Below are 14,703 nucleotides of genomic sequence, written 5' to 3' on the forward strand. Positions count from 1 at the left end.
GCTTCCTCCCTGACCACGACTACCGGCATGTCACGGGAGGAGTCTAAGGGCACGGGCTCCCGGCGAGGGGGCGGATGGCCGGTGCATTCCGCCCGAGCCGCGCATCCTCCCAGGTCAGGAACGCCCTCGTGGAAGGACAGGTTCCAAGTCGTTCCACCGGCGGATCTCGCACCCGTTCGTCCGGCGGAACCGGGAGTCCACCCGCTGGCCGTGCCACGTACCGGTGATCCGGGCGGTGGCGCGGCCGCCGTCCTGCAGGGTGCACAGCTGGTTCTTGGGCTCGGGAGCGAAGGGGTCCTTCCCTTCGCGCGCGAGGGCTTCGAGGCGGGCGCAGGCGTCCTGGGCCTGCGGGTGGTTCCCGCCGGGCGGGTCGCACTCCAGCCGGTACTCGCCGTCGGCCCGCGGGTTGCCCGTGTCGGCCACGACGATGGTGAGCCGGTCGGGGGAGGCCAGCAGCCGGCTCAGGGGCGGCAGCGGGGGCAGGGGACCCGCCGCCGCTGCGGCCAGGGCGGAGGTGACGGCGAAGGCGGCGAGACGCAGCATGGGGAACTCCAGGTCGTCCGTACGTCGTACGACAGACCAACGACGGGACGGCGCCGACGTTCCGCAGACGGGGGTGCTTAAGGCTTTGCTCTGCGGGCCGCCCTCCTTGTACCGTGGGAGCGGATTGGTGACCGGCCCCTGGCCTGTGTCATCATCTGCACGCACCTTCGTACGCGGGGGTGTGCTGGAGGCGTCGCCTAGTCCGGTCTATGGCGCCGCACTGCTAATGCGGTTTGGGGCTTACCCCCCATCGAGGGTTCAAATCCCTCCGCCTCCGCACTCACGAAGCCCCGGTCCTTACGGACCGGGGCTTCGGTGCGTTCCGGGTGCGTTCGGTTCGTCCGACGCGTCCGACGCGTCCGACGCGTCCGACGCGTCCGACGCCTTCGGGGTCCGGGGTCCGGGCCGGGGTGTTCACGGTTCGGAAGAGGCGGGGTCTTCCCGCAGGGACACCCGGCAGGAACGCCCCCGCCTGCAACCGGATGATCTTCTTCCAGGCTATTTCCGCAGGTCAGGGCGGGTGGGGCTAATGGATTTCGCGTCCCGGCGAGGTCCATGTATTGTTGTTCTCGCAAGGCCAACGGGGCGCAAAACCCCGGACAGTCAAGCACTCGTAGCTTAACGGATAGAGCATCTGACTACGGATCAGAAGGTTGCAGGTTCGAATCCTGCCGAGTGCACAGCCCAAGAGGCCCCCCGGTTCGCCGGGGGGCCTCTTGCGTTGGTCGTTCTTTCTCGCCGGCCCCTCTTCTCCTCCTCAGTGATGACTCCCTGGCTCCGGGGGGTCAGGGGACGAGATGGCTCTGCCGGGGGACGCGGGGTGAGGACGGGCGCCGATACGGTTTCTTGGAGATCGACTCGCCCGGAGATCGGTCCACCGGGAAAGCAGGGGGAGCTCACATGGGACTGTTCGGGAACGCGCACGCCGTGGATCCGGCGTCGGCGCACCGCGAGTACGCGCGGCTGCTGGGGCAGGGGGAGCAGGTGCATGCCGCCTATCTGCTGATCCGCGACACGATCCTGTTCACCGACCGGCGGCTCGTGCTCATCGACAAGCAGGGGCTCACGGGCAAGAAGGTGGAGTACCACTCGATCCCGTACCGGAGCATCACGCACTTCTCCGTGGAGACCGCCGGCCACTTCGACCTGGACGCGGAGCTGAAGATATGGCTCTCCGGGAGCTCCACGCCGATCGCGAAGACCTTCACCAAGGGCGTCGACATCTATGAGGTCCAGGCGATCCTGACGCAGTTCGTCGCCCGCTAGCCGGTCCGGACGTCGGAGGTGGACGGGGAGGGGCCGAATGCTGTTCGGCTCCGGAGGGTGATTTCAGGATCAGGTAGCGTCTCCGCGAGGGCGTGCAGGGACGTGGGAGGAAGTTCGGTGGACGACATCGACCGGGCGCTGATCCAGCGCCTTCAGGAGGACGCGGGCCAGTCGTACGCGGCGCTGGCGGCCTCCGTCGGGCTCTCTGCCGGAGCCACCCACGAGCGCGTGCGCAAACTGCGTGAGCGCGGGGTCATCCGGCGGACCACGGTCGAGGTGGATCCGGCGGCCGTGGGCAGCGGGGTGCTGGCCTACGTGATGGTCGACTCCACGGCCTGGATGGGTGACTCGCGGGCCGCCTTCGAGGGCATCGCGGAGATCCAGGAGGCGCACATCATCGCCGGCAGCGCCTCGGTCATGGTCAAGGTCCGCACGGCCACCACCGAGCAGCTGCAGGATGTCCTGCGCCGCCTCTACGCCATCGACGGTGTCAGCGGCACGCAGGCCACCGTCGTCCTGGAGACCTTCTTCGAGCGACCGCTCCCCCTGTGACCTGGTGGTGCACCGGCCTCCGGTGGAGTGACGGCCGGCCCGCCATGGGCTGGTACGGGCAGGGGCCGGGACGGGGCGAGCGCACCAGCCTCCTCGGGTACGGACAGCCGCTCGCCTTCGCCGCCCGGGGTGAGCGCCACTGCCTCGGCATCCGGCGGGCCGGCCGGCGGACGCCGTGCCCGACGGGACGGACCGTGCCCGGGCGGAGCGGGAACGCCCAGTGCCCCGAGTGCGCGGGCCTGGATCGCTCCTTCTCGGTGGCCGCCGACACCAACGCCGGTGATCCGCGCACCTACCGGGTGTACCTCGCCTGGTTCGGGGCCGGGCTGGTCAAGGTCGGGATCACCGCCGAGGAGCGCGGGTCCGTCCGGCTGCTGGAGCAAGGGGCGGTCGCCTGGGCCTGGCTGGGGCGCGGGCCGCTGATGGCCGCACGGCGGACCGAGGAACTGCTGCGGGCGGCTCTCAGGGTGCCCGACCGGATCGCCTACGCCCGTAAGCGGTCCGTGCGGGGAGACCTGCCGCCGGGGCCCGAGCGGGCGGCGGAGGTGGCGGCCCTGCACGCACGGGCGGCCGCGCTCCAGGGGTGGCCGGAGTCGTTGGAGAGGCTGGAGTGCGAGGTGACCGACCATGCCGGGGTGTTCGGGCTCGACGTACTGCCCGTCCCTGCCCGGGTGATCACCGAGATGGTGCCCGGCGGGACCGTCGCCGGCCGGCTCGTCGGCGCGGCCGGACCCGATCTGCACTTCGCCGACGGGCTGGTGGTGGACGCCCGGCTGCTCGCGGGGTGGGAGCTGGTGGCCCCCGAGGAGGGCGGTGTCACCGATGTGCCCGTTGCGGGGATCCCGGCCGGCGTCCAGGACGCCGGGGCCGCGCAGGACGGGCTGTTCTGACCGGGAGGTGAAGGCGAGGGGGGAAGGGGAGGGAGGGGGAGGGAGGGGCAAGGTCAAAACTTGGATCCCTTTGGGCGTCCGGGCCGATTTCCGGTGGACATGCCACGTACCGGCCGCAGAAGGTGGTGGGCATGAACATTCAGCCCGTACAGGCCTTCGAACCGCCCTATGTCATCAGTGTGTTCACCAGCGTCCGGACCCCCGAGGACGCCGGATACCCCGAGACGCTCGAGCGGATGACCGAGCTCGTCAGCGGCAATCCCGGGTTCCTCGGCTACGAGTCCGCGCGGACCCCCGGCGGGCTCGGCATCACCGTCGGCTACTTCCGTGACCACGAGTCCCTCGCCCTCTGGCGCAAGGACATGGAGCACCAGGCGGCGATGAAGCAGGGCCGCGCCGACTGGTACGAGAGCTACACCCTGCACATCGCGACGGTCGAGCGGAGCCACGGCTTTGTCCGCGAAGACGGCTGAGGCCGTCCGGGCGTTCCGGGAACGGCTCGGGGTGCCCGGGCTGGTCGACGTACACACGCACTTCATGCCCGAGCGGGTCCTGGACAAGGTGTGGGACTACTTCGACGCGGTGGGACCGCTGACCGGTGTCGAGTGGCCCATCACCTACCGGCACGAGGAAGAGCAGCGGGTGGCGCTGCTGCGGGAGTTCGGGGTCAGGGCCTTCACCGCGATGCTCTACCCGCACAAGCCGGCCATGGCCGCCTGGCTCAACTCCTGGTCCGCGGATTTCGCCGCGCGCACCCCCGACTGCCTGCACACCGCGACCTTCTTCCCGGAGGACGGGGTGCGGGAGTACGTCGGCCAGGCCGTCGCGGCGGGGGCCCGGGTCTTCAAGGCCCACCTCCAGGTGGGCGGCTACGACCCCACCGACGACCGGCTCGACCCGGTCTGGGGGCTCCTCGCCGAGGCCGGGATCCCGACGGTCGTGCACTGCGGGTCGGGGCCCGTCCCGGGGAAGCACACCGGACCCGAGCCGATCGCCCGGCTGCTGGCCCGCCACCCGCGGCTTCCGCTGATCGTCGCGCACATGGGGATGCCGGAGTACGCCGACTTCCTCGACCTCGCCGACCGGTACTCCGAGGTCCGCCTCGACACCACCATGGCCTTCACCGACTTCTCGGAGCAGTTCAGCGGCTTCCCGCCGCAGGACCGCGCCCGGCTCGCCGACCTCGGCGACCGGATCCTGCTGGGCACCGACTTCCCGAACATCCCCTACCCCTACGAGCACCAGCTCGAGGCCCTGGAGCGGCTGGGCCTCGGCGACCCCTGGCTGCGCGCCGTCTGCCACGACAACGCAGCCCGGCTCTTCCGCCTGGCCTGAGGGGCGGGAGGGGTTTCTCAGGGAATTCACAGCTTCAGGCAAGAGCGCTCTCACGGGCGTCGGCCAGCGTGTACGCATGACTGCGACGACCACTTCCCACGCGTCCACGTCCACCGGCAACCACACGGCCCTCGTCCGGCCCGACGGGACCCCGTGCCGGGTCCTCGTCGTCGACGACGAGGCCGCCCTCTCCGAGCTGCTCTCCATGGCCCTGCGCTACGAGGGCTGCGAGGTCCGCAGCGCCGGCGACGGTGCGGCCGCGGTGCGCGCGGCACGGGAGTTCCGGCCCGATGTCGTCCTGCTCGACATCATGCTCCCCGACATGGACGGGCTGGCCGTCCTGGGCCGCCTGCGCAGGGAGCTCCCGCAGGTCCCGGTGCTGTTCCTGACCGCGAAGGACTCGGTCGAGGACCGCATCGCGGGTCTGACGGCCGGCGGCGACGACTACGTCACCAAGCCGTTCAGCCTGGAGGAGGTCGTCGCCCGGCTGCGCGGTTTGGTCCGGCGCTCCGGTGCGGCGCAGGCCGCGCGCGGCGGGTCGGTGCTGCAGGTCGGCGACCTGCGGCTCGACGAGGACAGCCACGAGGTGACCCGGGGCGGTCAGGACGTCCACCTGACCGCGACCGAGTTCGAGCTGCTGCGCTACCTGATGCGCAATCCGCGCCGGGTGCTGAGCAAGGCGCAGATCCTGGACCGCGTGTGGTCGTACGACTTCGGCGGTCAGGCCAACGTCGTCGAGCTGTACATCTCCTACCTGCGGCGCAAGCTGGAGGCCGGTACCGGCCTCCAGCCGATGATCCACACCCGTCGTGGCGCCGGCTACCTGATCAAGCCGGCCGACTAGTGGCGGCCGGAGAGCCCCGGCGCACCCGCCGTCCCCGCCGGCCGGGCCGCCCCGGGCGCCCCTCCGGCCCCCGCCGCCCCCGGTGGAGCCGGCGGCCCTGGTCCCTGCGGACCCGGCTCGTCGTCTCGGCGGTGGCCCTCATCGCCGTCGTCGGCGCGGCCATCAGCACCGTCACCACCGTCGCGCTGCGCTCGTACCTGGTCGACAAGGTCGACGAACAGCTGCGGGTCTCCGTGGAGATGGCGAGCCGCCCCGGCGCGGGCAAGTTCCCCCGGGAGAACAACAACCTCGGCGTCGTCCTGGGCCCCGGATCCCCGCTGGGTGCCGTCGGGGTCCGCTTCGATGCCGCGGGCAAGGTGGTCGAGAGCGTCCGGAGCCAGCGCAGCGCCGCCGTCGGCGGGTCGGGGTCCGGGTCCGGACCCGGCGCTCACCCGCCCCTCACCCCGGACCAGACCGCCGTCATCGCCGGGGCCGCGCAGAAGGCAGCCGGCCGCAGTGCGGGCAACCCGGTCGAGCTGCAGCTGCCCGGCCTCGGCCGCTACCGGGTGCTGGCCGCGCCCGTGGCCAACGTCGGCAGCGCCGCCGGCGCCGGCGGCAGCAGCGCCGGCAGCATCGTGCTCGGGTTCCCGCTCGCCGAGGCCGACTCCACCGTGCACACCCTGATCGCGGTCGAAGTCTTCGTCACCCTCGCCGGGCTGATCGCCGCCTCCCTCGCCGGACAGGTGCTGGTCGGCGTCGCCCTGCGACCGCTGCGCCGGGTCGCCGCCACCGCCACCCGGGTCTCCGAACTCACCCTGCACAGCGGCGAGCCCGCCCTCCACGAGCGGGTGCCCGATGCCGAGGCCGACCCCCGTACCGAGGTCGGACAGGTGGGCGCGGCCCTCAACCGGATGCTGGGCCACGTCTCCTCGGCGCTGACCGCGCGCCAGCAGAGCGAGACCCGGGTCCGGCAGTTCGTCGCCGACGCCAGCCACGAACTGCGCACCCCGCTGGCCTCGATCCGCGGCTACGCCGAACTGACCCGCCGGGGCCGCGAGGAGCCGGGCCCCGACACCCGGCACGCCCTCGGGAGGATCGAGTCCGAAGCCACCCGGATGACCGGGCTGGTGGAGGACCTGCTGCTGCTGGCCCGGCTCGACGCGGGCCGCCCGCTGTCCATGTGCGACACCGATCTGGCCCCGCTGGTCGTGGACGCCGTCAGCGATGCCCGGGCCGCCGGCCATGACCACCACTGGCGCCTGGAACTTCCCGAGGACCCGGCGCCGGTCCACGCCGACCCGGCGCGGATCCAGCAGGTGCTGGTGAACCTGCTGGCCAACGCCCGGACGCACACCCCGCCCGGCACCACGGTCACGGCTCATGTTTCACGTGAAACATCCGCAGTCCGCCTCCGGATCGAGGACGACGGCCCCGGCATCCCGCCCGAGCTGCTGCCGCACGTCTTCGAACGCTTCGCCCGCGGCGACGCCTCCCGCTCCCGTTCGGCGGGCTCCACCGGCCTCGGCCTGGCCATCGTGGCCGCCGTGGTCTCGGCCCACGGCGGCCACGTCGACGTCCGCAGCGCCCCCGGTCACACCGCCTTCGAGGTCCTGCTGCCCCTCGCCGACTCGGCGGCCCCCGCCCCCCTCACCGCCAGGACCCCGGCCGCACAGCCGCACTCACAGACGGGCCACAGGGTCAGCACACAGCGGTGACAGCCCGGCCGGGGAGGGTCGGGTCATGCCTACCGACACCTCCCACGGAGCGCTCCCGGTACGGGCGCCCCTCGCGCCCGTACCGGGTGAGCCCGTGCTCGACGTGGTGATCCCGGTCTTCAACGAGGAGACGGACCTCGGCCCCTGCGTGCGCAGGCTCCACGAGCACCTCACCCGGACCTTCCCGTACCCCTTCCGCATCACCATCGCCGACAACGCGAGCACCGACCGCACCCCCGAGGTCGCGGCCGCCCTCGCCGCCTCCGTGGCGGGGGTGCGCAGCACCCGGCTGGAGCAGAAGGGCCGCGGCCGGGCCCTGCGCACCGTGTGGGGGGAGTCGGACGCGCCCGTCCTGGCGTACATGGACGTGGACCTCTCCACCGACCTCAACGCCCTGCTGCCGCTGGTCGCCCCGCTGATCTCCGGCCACTCCGACCTCGCCATCGGCACCCGGCTGGCCCGTTCCTCGCGGGTGGTCAGGGGAGCGAAGCGGGAGTTCATCTCCCGCGCCTACAACCTGCTCCTGCGCTCCTCGCTCTCCGCCCGCTTCAGCGACGCCCAGTGCGGCTTCAAAGCGATCCGCCGCGAGGTCGCGACCCGGCTGCTGCCGCTCGTGGAGGACTCCGGCTGGTTCTTCGACACCGAGCTGCTCGTCCTCGCCGAACGGGCCGGGCTCCGGATCCACGAGGTCCCCGTGGACTGGGTCGACGACCCCGATTCCACCGTGCACATCGCCCGCACCGCCGCCGAGGACCTCAAGGGCGTCTGGCGCGTGGGCAGGGCGCTGGCCGTCGGCGCGCTGCCGCTGGACCGGCTCGCCCGCCCCTTCGGTGACGACCCGCGCGACCGCACCGCCCTGCCCGGGGTGCCGCGCGGGCTGGCCCGCCAGCTCCTGGGCTTCTGCGCGGTCGGAGCCCTGTCCACCCTCCTCTACCTGCTCCTCTACTCCGTAGCCCGGACCGGCGCGGGCCCCCAGCTCGCCAACGCCGCCGCGCTGCTGCTCTCCGCCGTGGCCAACACCGCCGCCAACCGACGGCTCACCTTCGGCGTCCGGGGCCGGGCCCGCGCCGTGCGCCACCAGGCGCAGGGGCTCGTGGTGTTCGCCATCGGACTGGCCCTGACCAGCGGATCGCTCGCCGCTCTCGGGGCCGCCACCGCCGCTCCGGGGCACAGCACCGAGCTGGCCGTCCTGGTCACCGCCAACCTCGCCGCCACCGTGCTGCGGTTCCTGCTCTTCCGTGCCTGGGTCTTCCCCGAACGGCGCGCCACTCCCGCGAAGGACCACTCCTGATGACCACGGCAGCGCTACCGCTCCATCCGCCCTCCCCGGCCGCCCCGTCCTCCCGGGCGACCCGGGCGCACGCCGGCCGGCCCGGCTGGGAGCGCCCCGCCTTCCTCGGGCTACTCCTCGCCACCGCCGTCCTGCTGCTGTGGGACCTCGGGGCCTCGGGGTACGCCAACTCCTTCTACTCCGCCGCGGTCCAGGCGGGCGGCGAGAGCTGGAAGGCCTTCTTCTTCGGCTCCTCCGACGCCGGGAACTCCATCACCGTCGACAAACCCCCGGCCGCGCTGTGGCCCATGATGCTGTCCGTCCGGCTCTTCGGGCTCGGCGCCTGGCAGATCCTCGTCCCGCAGGCCCTGATGGGCGTCGGAACGACCGCCGTGCTCTACGCGGCCGTACGCCGTCAGTTCGGCCCGGTCGCGGCCCTCATCAGCGGAGCCGTCTTCGCGCTCACGCCCGTGGCCGCGCTGATGTTCCGCTTCAACAACCCCGACGCGCTGCTGACCCTGCTGATGACCGTCACCGTGTACTGCGTGCTCCGGGCTCTGGAAGGGGCGCACACCAAGTGGCTCGTCTGGGCCGGGGTCGCGGTCGGCTTCGCGTTCCTGACCAAGACCCTGCAGGCCTTCGTCATCCTGCCGCCCCTCGCCCTGCTGTACGGGATCTGCGCGCCGACCGGGCTGCGCAGGCGCCTGGGACAGCTGCTGCTCTCCACGGCCGCCATGGTGGTGGCCGGCGGCTGGTGGGTGGCGGTCGTCGAACTGTGGCCCGCCTCCTCCCGCCCGTACATCGGGGGCTCGCAGACCAACTCCTTCCTGGAACTGACCCTCGGCTACAACGGCCTCGGCCGGATCAACGGCGAGGAGACCGGCAGCGTCGGAGGCGGCGCCCGCACGGCCGCCGAGGGCATGGCCGGCGGCCCCGGCGGGAGTGGGGGCGGAGGCGGGATGAGCTGGGGAGAGACCGGCATCGACCGGATGTTCTCCTCCAACATCGGCGGTCAGATCGGCTGGCTGCTGCCCGCCGCGCTGATCCTGCTCGTCGCGGGCCTCGTGGTCACCTGGCGGGCCCGCCGGGCCGCCGACTCGCTGGAGGGCATGGCACGCGCGGCCTTCCTGGCCTGGGGCGGGGCGCTGCTGATCACCGCGGTGGTCTTCAGCTTCATGCAGGGCATCTTCCACGAGTACTACACCGTCGCGCTGGCCCCCTACATCGCCGCCCTCGTCGGCATGGGGATCGCCGTCCTCTGGGAGGAGCGGGGCAGCCGGGCCGCCTCCCTCACGCTCTCGGGGACCCTCGCACTCACGTCCTACTGGGCCTTCGTGCTGCTCGGCCGCTCTGCGGAGTACGTGCCGTGGTTGCGCTGGCTGGTCCTCGCTGTCGGACTCGGCACGGCCCTGCTGCTGCCGTTCGCCGCGCGGCTGGGCCGCCGGACCGCACTCGGCGTGGCGGCAGTCGGCCTGGGCGCGGCCCTGGCCGGACCCCTCGCGTACTGCCTGAGCACGGTGAGCACCGCGCACACGGGCTCGATCGTCACGGCGGGCCCCGCGGTCGCGGGGGGCCGGGGCGGCCCCGGCGGCGGGATGCGCAGCTTCGAGGTGCCGGGCGGGGGCGGGATGCCCGGCGGCGGTGCCGCACCGCAGGGCATGCCCCCGGGCGCCCCCGCTCAGGGCGGCCAGGCCCCAGGAGGCGGCGGCCAGGCTCCGGGCGGCCAGGCCCCCGGCGGCAGCCGGCCCGCCGGTGACGGCCGGCCCACCCGGATGGTCGGCGGTCCCGGCGGAGGCGGCATGGGCGGCCTGCTCGGCGGGACGAGGACCAGCGCGGAGGCCACGGCCGCGCTGCGCGCGGACGCGGACCGGTACACCTGGGCTGCGGCCGCCATCGGCTCGCAGAACGCGGCCAGTTACCAGCTGGCTTCGCAGCAGCCGGTGATGCCCCTCGGCGGCTTCAACGGCAGCGACCCCTCGCCGACGCTGGAGCAGTTCAAGGAGTACGTGAGCGCCGGGAAGATCCACTACTTCATCGGCCAGAGCGACGCGGGAGCCGACGAGACCGCGGCCGACGGCGCAACCGGCGGCGGCGCGGAGACCCGCAGGCTGGTCCGTGTCGGGGGCGGCCCCGGCGGAGGCGTGAGCAGTTCCATCGAGACCTGGGTCAAGGCCAACTTCAAGGCCTCCACCATCGGCGGAGCCACCTTCTACGACCTCACCGCGCCGACCTCCCAAGGGTCCTGAAACCCACCGCACCCGGTCCCACCCCCTAGCATCAAGGGGGCGGACCGGGCATTCCGGGCCGTCCCGTGCGTGTGAGGAGGATGCCTCCATGGTCACCCCGGCCGATCCCGGCACGGCCCGGACCAGTGTCTGGCTGGCCGAACGGCCGGCCGCAGCCGCCCGGCGGCGCACCGGAGGCCCCGACGGACTCGACCGGGAGCGGATCACGGCCGCGGCCGTACGGCTGCTGGACGCCGAGGGGCTGGCGCGCTTCTCCATGAGGCGGCTGGCCGCCGGGCTCGGGGTGACCGCGATGTCCCTCTACTGGTACGTCGACACCAAGCACGATCTGCTCGAACTCGCCCTGGACAGCGCCCTGGGCGAGCTCCGGGAAGAGCAGGAGCCGGCCGGGCCGCCCGCGGAGGGCTGGCCCGGCCGGCTCCGTTCGCTGGCCCGGGGCTACCGGAGGCTGCTCGTGGACCACCCGTGGGTGGCTCCGCTCACCGCCGCGTATCCGAACATCGGCCCGCACGCACGGGCCTTCGACGCCGCCCTGCACCGGCTGCTGGACGCCACGGGCCTGCCGGACGCCACCCGGGCCGGGGCCCGGCTGGCCGTCTCCCAGTTCCTGCACGGCTGTGCGGGCACGGTCCGGCGGCCGCCCGACGGGGAGTTCTGCCTCGCGCTCGACGTCCTGATCGCGGGGATCCTGGCCCACACCGCGCCCGGGGCGGGCGCCGCGCCCGCCCCGGGCGCAGCCCCGTAGGCCGTCCGGCTACTCCGCCGAGGCGGCCGCCGGCTCGTGGCCCGCGGGCTTCGACCTGAGGGCGACCTCCTTGATGAACACCACCAGCACCAGCGCGAGCAGCGCGGTGGGGGCGGCGTAGAGGAAGACGTCGCCGACGCCGTGCCCGTACGCGGACTCGACGACCGTGCGGAAGGGCTCGGGCAGCTTGCCGAGGTCGGGGATGGCTCCCCCGCCGGTTCCGCCGTGGCCCAGGGCCGCCGCCTTCGGGCCGAGTGCGGCGAGGCCGTCCTGGACGTAGTGGGTGACCCGGTTGGCCATGACCGCGCCGAGCGCGGAGACGCCCATGGCGCCGCCGAGCGAGCGGAAGAAGGTGACGACCGAGCTGGCGGCGCCCAGGTCCTCGGGGGCCACCTGGTTCTGGGCGGCGAGGACCAGGTTCTGCATCATCATGCCGAGGCCGAGGCCGGTCAGCGCCATGAAGATCGCGATGTGCCAGTACGCGGTGTCGTACCGCAGGGTGCCCAGCAGGCCGAGTCCGGCCGTCAGGAGCACACCGCCGGAGACCAGCCAGCCCTTCCACTTGCCGGTCTTGGTGATCACCTGACCGGAAACGGTGGAGGAGACGAAGAGTCCGCCGATCATCGGAATCGTGAGGATTCCGGACATCGTCGGGGACTCGCCGCGGGCCAACTGGAAGAACTGGCTGAAAAACACGGTGCCCGAGAACATCGCGATGCCGACGAAGAGCGAGGCTGCCGAGGCGAGGCTGATGGTCTTGTTGCGGAAGAGGCGCAGCGGGATGATCGGGTCGCTAGCCCTGGACTCGACGAGGACGAAGAGCAGGCCGAGGACGAGCGCGCCGCCGGTCATCGTCCAGGTCTGCCAGGAGATCCAGTCGTAGGAGGTGCCGGCCTGGGTCACCCAGATCAGCAGGAGCGAGACGGCGCCGCTGATCAGGAAGGCGCCGAGCCAGTCGACCTTGACGTCGCGGCGGACGACGGGCAGGTGCAGGGTGCGCTGCAGCACGATCAGGGCGATGACGGCGAAGGGGATGCCGACGTAGAAGCACCAGCGCCAGCCGAGCCAGCTCGTGTCGGTGATGACCCCGCCGAGCAGCGGGCCGCCGACGGTGGCGACGGCGAAGACCGCGCCGAGGTAGCCGCTGTAGCGGCCGCGCTCGCGCGGGGAGATCATCGCGGCCATCACGATCTGGGCGAGGGCGGAGAGCCCGCCGACGCCGATGCCCTGGACCACGCGGCAGGCGATGAGCATGCCGGTGTTCTGGGACATGCCCGCGACCATCGAGCCGAGGACGTAGATCACCAGGGATATCTGGACCAGGAGCTTCTTGCTGAAGAGGTCGGAGAGCTTGCCCCACAGCGGGGTCGCGGCCGTCATCGAGAGCAGGGCGGCCGTGACCACCCAGGTGTACGAGGACTGGGTGCCGCCGAGGTCGCCGATGATCTGGGGCAGGGCGTTGGAGACGATCGTGGAGGACAGGATCGCCACGAACATGCCGAGCATCAGCCCGGAGAGCGCCTTCATGATCTGCGGGTGGGTCATGGGCGCGCTGTCGGACGTGGTCTCCGGCCGGCTGCCTCCCCGCACACCGGTGGGTGTGGTCGTAGCCATGTGTTTCCTTCGGTCTAGCTGTCTGGGAGCGTGAAGCCCGAGCGGAGCCGGGCCAGCAGGGTGTTGAGGTGGTCGACGTCCGCGTCGGACCAGTCGGCCAGGGCCTTCTCCAGCGCCGTGGTGTGGCGGGAGCCGAGCTCGGTGAGGAGGGCGCGGCCGGCCGGCGTCAGGCGCAGGATCCGGCAGCGGGCGTCGACGGGGTCGGTGTCGCGGGTGATCCAGCCGCGGTCGGCGGTGTGCGCGACGTGCCGGCTGGTCACGGAGATGTCGATGGCCAGGTACTCGGACAGGCGGCCGAGCCGCATCTCGCCGTGCCGGTCGAGCACGGTGAGCACGGCCGCCGAACCGGGCGGGCAGTCGGGGGGCAGGAGGCGGGCGAGGTCGCGCTTGACGGCGCCGATGCCGGTGAGCTGACGGGCCAGCTCGGCGTAGCGGGTTGCGGGCGTAGCCGTGGCCGCCACGGGTGCTGTGGTCACCTGGACCCCCCTCCGAATGTCGTTGCTTCGGGCAACCATAGAAGCAGATGGTTGTTACAGGCAAATGAATCGGAGGGCTGGGCGGTAAAGGAATCGGAAAACCGGCTAGGGTCCTGCGCATGGCTGCGAATCACGACTCGAACCACAACTCACAGGCTCCCGAGGGTGACTACGACCCCGCGGGCAGCACCCAGATGTTCCGGGCCTTCGTCGACGAGCCGGTACCGGCTCCCGCCGTCCCTGGTTCGCGCATGCAGAACCGCGCCGCCCGCAAGTCGGGACCGGGCGCGGGCCTGTGGATCGGGGCCGGCCTCGCCGCTCTGGTCCTGATCGCCGTGGTGGCCTGGCTGGCGCTCTGAGCCGTCCGCCGGCTCAGTTCCAGGTGGCCGTGACCTTCTGGGTCTCCACGCGCATGCCCAGGGGGACGCGCCAGGATTCGACGCAGATCCGGTAGGTCTGCGTCCTCGTCGTGCCGCCCGCGATCGGCGCGGGCAGCGGCTGGGTCGAGTGGATGGTGGCCCAGTCGACGCCCAGGGCGCCGATGATGTGCGTCGCGAAGCCGACCGTGCCCGAACGGGCGGCGGTGGAGCCGGTGTTGGTGAAGGCCACCGTGACCTGCTCGCACCAGCGCTCCGCCGTCGCGGTACGGGTCGGCGCGCCGATGCTCAGCTTCGCCGGCGTGGCCGGAGGCCGCGCCGGAGCGGACGGCCCCGGCTTCGGGGGCGGGCTCGACGGGGTCCCGGGCTTGCCGCCCGGAGGGGTGGGCAGCGGCGTGCCGGGCGGGTTCCCGGAGCCGCCCGAGCCGCCGGGGCCGGCGGGCGCGCCTCCGCCCGGGTCGGAGCCGCCGGGAGCCTGGGGCGACCCCGGCGCGCCGGGCGGCGTACCGCCGGGGACCGCGCCGGGAGCACTGCCAGGCGCCCCGGCATCGCCCGGGATGTCCGCCGAGGTGCTGCCCGACGTGCCGCCGGGGGACGCGGAGGACCCCGAGGGCGCCTGTGGGAGCGCCTGGAACTCGACCCGGTCCTTGGGCGCGACGTTCTCCCCGGCGCCCCGCTCGGGGCCCGGAGCGGCCGCGCCCAGGGCCACGTAGCCCTCGCGCGCCGGGCCGCCGCACCCGGTCAGGGCGGCGGTGGCGGCGGCGGCGCTCAGGACGAGGACGGCAGCCTGCCGGGAAACCTTTCGCATCCCGGCAGTTTTACTGACGCACCGTCAATTGGGAAGCCGGTGC

14 protein-coding genes, 2 tRNA genes and 1 pseudogene are annotated in these 14,703 nt (G+C 72.8%); 13 read left to right on the top strand and 4 right to left on the bottom strand.

The genetic code is table 11. The annotated features are described in order from the left end of the window. Positions 1–114 precede the first annotated feature (114 nt). On the bottom strand, positions 115–543 hold the full coding sequence (locus ACZ60J_RS29910; protein ID WP_250738537.1) for an SSI family serine proteinase inhibitor: 429 nt from the start codon (positions 541–543) through the stop codon (positions 115–117). Positions 544–729: 186 nt separating this feature from the next. On the opposite strand from ACZ60J_RS29910, the gene ACZ60J_RS29915 reads away from it, so the two are divergent. The 12 genes from ACZ60J_RS29915 to ACZ60J_RS29970 all read left to right on the top strand — a co-directional run bounded on the left by ACZ60J_RS29915 (position 730) and on the right by ACZ60J_RS29970 (position 11,385). Beyond that, positions 730–820 (top strand) — tRNA-Ser (locus ACZ60J_RS29915). Positions 821–1,150: 330 nt separating this feature from the next. Further along, a tRNA-Arg gene (locus ACZ60J_RS29920) sits at positions 1,151–1,223 on the top strand. A gap of 220 nt (positions 1,224–1,443) precedes the next feature. Further along, on the top strand, positions 1,444–1,809 hold the full coding sequence (locus tag ACZ60J_RS29925) for a PH domain-containing protein (protein WP_250738536.1): 366 nt from the start codon (positions 1,444–1,446) through the stop codon (positions 1,807–1,809). A 117-nt stretch (positions 1,810–1,926) separates the two neighbouring features. Then, on the top strand, positions 1,927–2,361 hold the full coding sequence (locus tag ACZ60J_RS29930; protein ID WP_382977428.1) for an Lrp/AsnC family transcriptional regulator: 435 nt from the start codon (positions 1,927–1,929) through the stop codon (positions 2,359–2,361). Between the two features lie 44 nt (positions 2,362–2,405). After that, entirely contained in the window at positions 2,406–3,251 is an 846-nt protein-coding gene (locus ACZ60J_RS29935; protein WP_469686605.1) for a DUF2797 domain-containing protein, read from the top strand. Between the two features lie 131 nt (positions 3,252–3,382). Beyond that, positions 3,383–3,724: an antibiotic biosynthesis monooxygenase family protein gene (locus ACZ60J_RS29940; RefSeq protein WP_469686607.1), complete on the top strand. Its 342-nt coding sequence runs from the start codon at positions 3,383–3,385 to the stop codon at positions 3,722–3,724. Beyond that, positions 3,705–4,586 carry an amidohydrolase family protein gene (locus ACZ60J_RS29945; RefSeq protein WP_469686609.1) on the top strand — a complete coding sequence of 294 codons (882 nt, stop codon included), beginning with the start codon at positions 3,705–3,707 and terminating at the stop codon, positions 4,584–4,586. Before ACZ60J_RS29940 ends, ACZ60J_RS29945 begins: the two co-directional genes overlap by 20 nt. A 76-nt stretch (positions 4,587–4,662) precedes the next feature. Then, the gene (locus tag ACZ60J_RS29950) at positions 4,663–5,430 is read left to right on the top strand and encodes a response regulator transcription factor (protein WP_469686611.1); all 768 of its coding nucleotides are present in this window, start codon (positions 4,663–4,665) and stop codon (positions 5,428–5,430) included. 131 nt (positions 5,431–5,561) lie between these two features. Then, positions 5,562–7,124, top strand: coding sequence for a sensor histidine kinase (locus tag ACZ60J_RS29955; protein ID WP_469686613.1), 1,563 nt, complete (start codon positions 5,562–5,564; stop codon positions 7,122–7,124). Between the two features lie 25 nt (positions 7,125–7,149). Then, positions 7,150–8,415 carry a bifunctional glycosyltransferase family 2/GtrA family protein gene (locus ACZ60J_RS29960; RefSeq protein ID WP_469686615.1) on the top strand — a complete coding sequence of 422 codons (1,266 nt, stop codon included), beginning with the start codon at positions 7,150–7,152 and terminating at the stop codon, positions 8,413–8,415. Next, positions 8,415–10,640, top strand: coding sequence for an ArnT family glycosyltransferase (locus tag ACZ60J_RS29965; protein ID WP_469686617.1), 2,226 nt, complete (start codon positions 8,415–8,417; stop codon positions 10,638–10,640). The genes ACZ60J_RS29960 and ACZ60J_RS29965 overlap by 1 nt, the downstream gene beginning before the upstream one ends. Positions 10,641–10,728: 88 nt before the next feature. Next, complete coding sequence (locus ACZ60J_RS29970; protein WP_469686619.1) at positions 10,729–11,385, top strand: TetR/AcrR family transcriptional regulator; 657 nt, start codon at positions 10,729–10,731, stop codon at positions 11,383–11,385. Positions 11,386–11,400: 15 nt separating this feature from the next. On the opposite strand, the pseudogene ACZ60J_RS29975 reads toward ACZ60J_RS29970, so the two are convergent. Next, a pseudogene (locus ACZ60J_RS29975) lies at positions 11,401–12,930 on the bottom strand (MDR family MFS transporter); the annotation flags it as partial. Between the two features lie 83 nt (positions 12,931–13,013). Further along, positions 13,014–13,514, bottom strand: coding sequence for a MarR family winged helix-turn-helix transcriptional regulator (locus ACZ60J_RS29980; RefSeq protein ID WP_469686621.1), 501 nt, complete (start codon positions 13,512–13,514; stop codon positions 13,014–13,016). Between the two features lie 80 nt (positions 13,515–13,594). Between ACZ60J_RS29980 and ACZ60J_RS29985 the strand changes: the two genes are divergently transcribed. Then, the gene (locus ACZ60J_RS29985; protein WP_469686622.1) at positions 13,595–13,834 is read left to right on the top strand and encodes a hypothetical protein; all 240 of its coding nucleotides are present in this window, start codon (positions 13,595–13,597) and stop codon (positions 13,832–13,834) included. Between the two features lie 13 nt (positions 13,835–13,847). Here ACZ60J_RS29985 and ACZ60J_RS29990 read toward each other — a convergent pair whose 3' ends face one another. Beyond that, on the bottom strand, positions 13,848–14,660 hold the full coding sequence (locus tag ACZ60J_RS29990) for a hypothetical protein (protein WP_469686624.1): 813 nt from the start codon (positions 14,658–14,660) through the stop codon (positions 13,848–13,850). Positions 14,661–14,703 lie beyond the last annotated feature (43 nt).

Source organism: Streptomyces sp. NPDC104226 (assembly GCF_055584085.1).

Coding starts and splice junctions, on each gene's coding strand:
- ACZ60J_RS29910 (WP_250738537.1), bottom strand. CDS start 543: ATGCTGCGTCTCGCCGCCTTCGCCGTCACCTCCGCCCTGGCCGCAGCG.
- ACZ60J_RS29925 (WP_250738536.1), top strand. CDS start 1,444: ATGGGACTGTTCGGGAACGCGCACGCCGTGGATCCGGCGTCGGCGCAC.
- ACZ60J_RS29935 (WP_469686605.1), top strand. CDS start 2,406: ATGGGCTGGTACGGGCAGGGGCCGGGACGGGGCGAGCGCACCAGCCTC.
- ACZ60J_RS29940 (WP_469686607.1), top strand. CDS start 3,383: ATGAACATTCAGCCCGTACAGGCCTTCGAACCGCCCTATGTCATCAGT.
- ACZ60J_RS29950 (WP_469686611.1), top strand. CDS start 4,663: ATGACTGCGACGACCACTTCCCACGCGTCCACGTCCACCGGCAACCAC.
- ACZ60J_RS29960 (WP_469686615.1), top strand. CDS start 7,150: ATGCCTACCGACACCTCCCACGGAGCGCTCCCGGTACGGGCGCCCCTC.
- ACZ60J_RS29965 (WP_469686617.1), top strand. CDS start 8,415: ATGACCACGGCAGCGCTACCGCTCCATCCGCCCTCCCCGGCCGCCCCG.
- ACZ60J_RS29970 (WP_469686619.1), top strand. CDS start 10,729: ATGGTCACCCCGGCCGATCCCGGCACGGCCCGGACCAGTGTCTGGCTG.
- ACZ60J_RS29980 (WP_469686621.1), bottom strand. CDS start 13,514: ATGGTTGCCCGAAGCAACGACATTCGGAGGGGGGTCCAGGTGACCACA.
- ACZ60J_RS29985 (WP_469686622.1), top strand. CDS start 13,595: ATGGCTGCGAATCACGACTCGAACCACAACTCACAGGCTCCCGAGGGT.
- ACZ60J_RS29990 (WP_469686624.1), bottom strand. CDS start 14,660: ATGCGAAAGGTTTCCCGGCAGGCTGCCGTCCTCGTCCTGAGCGCCGCC.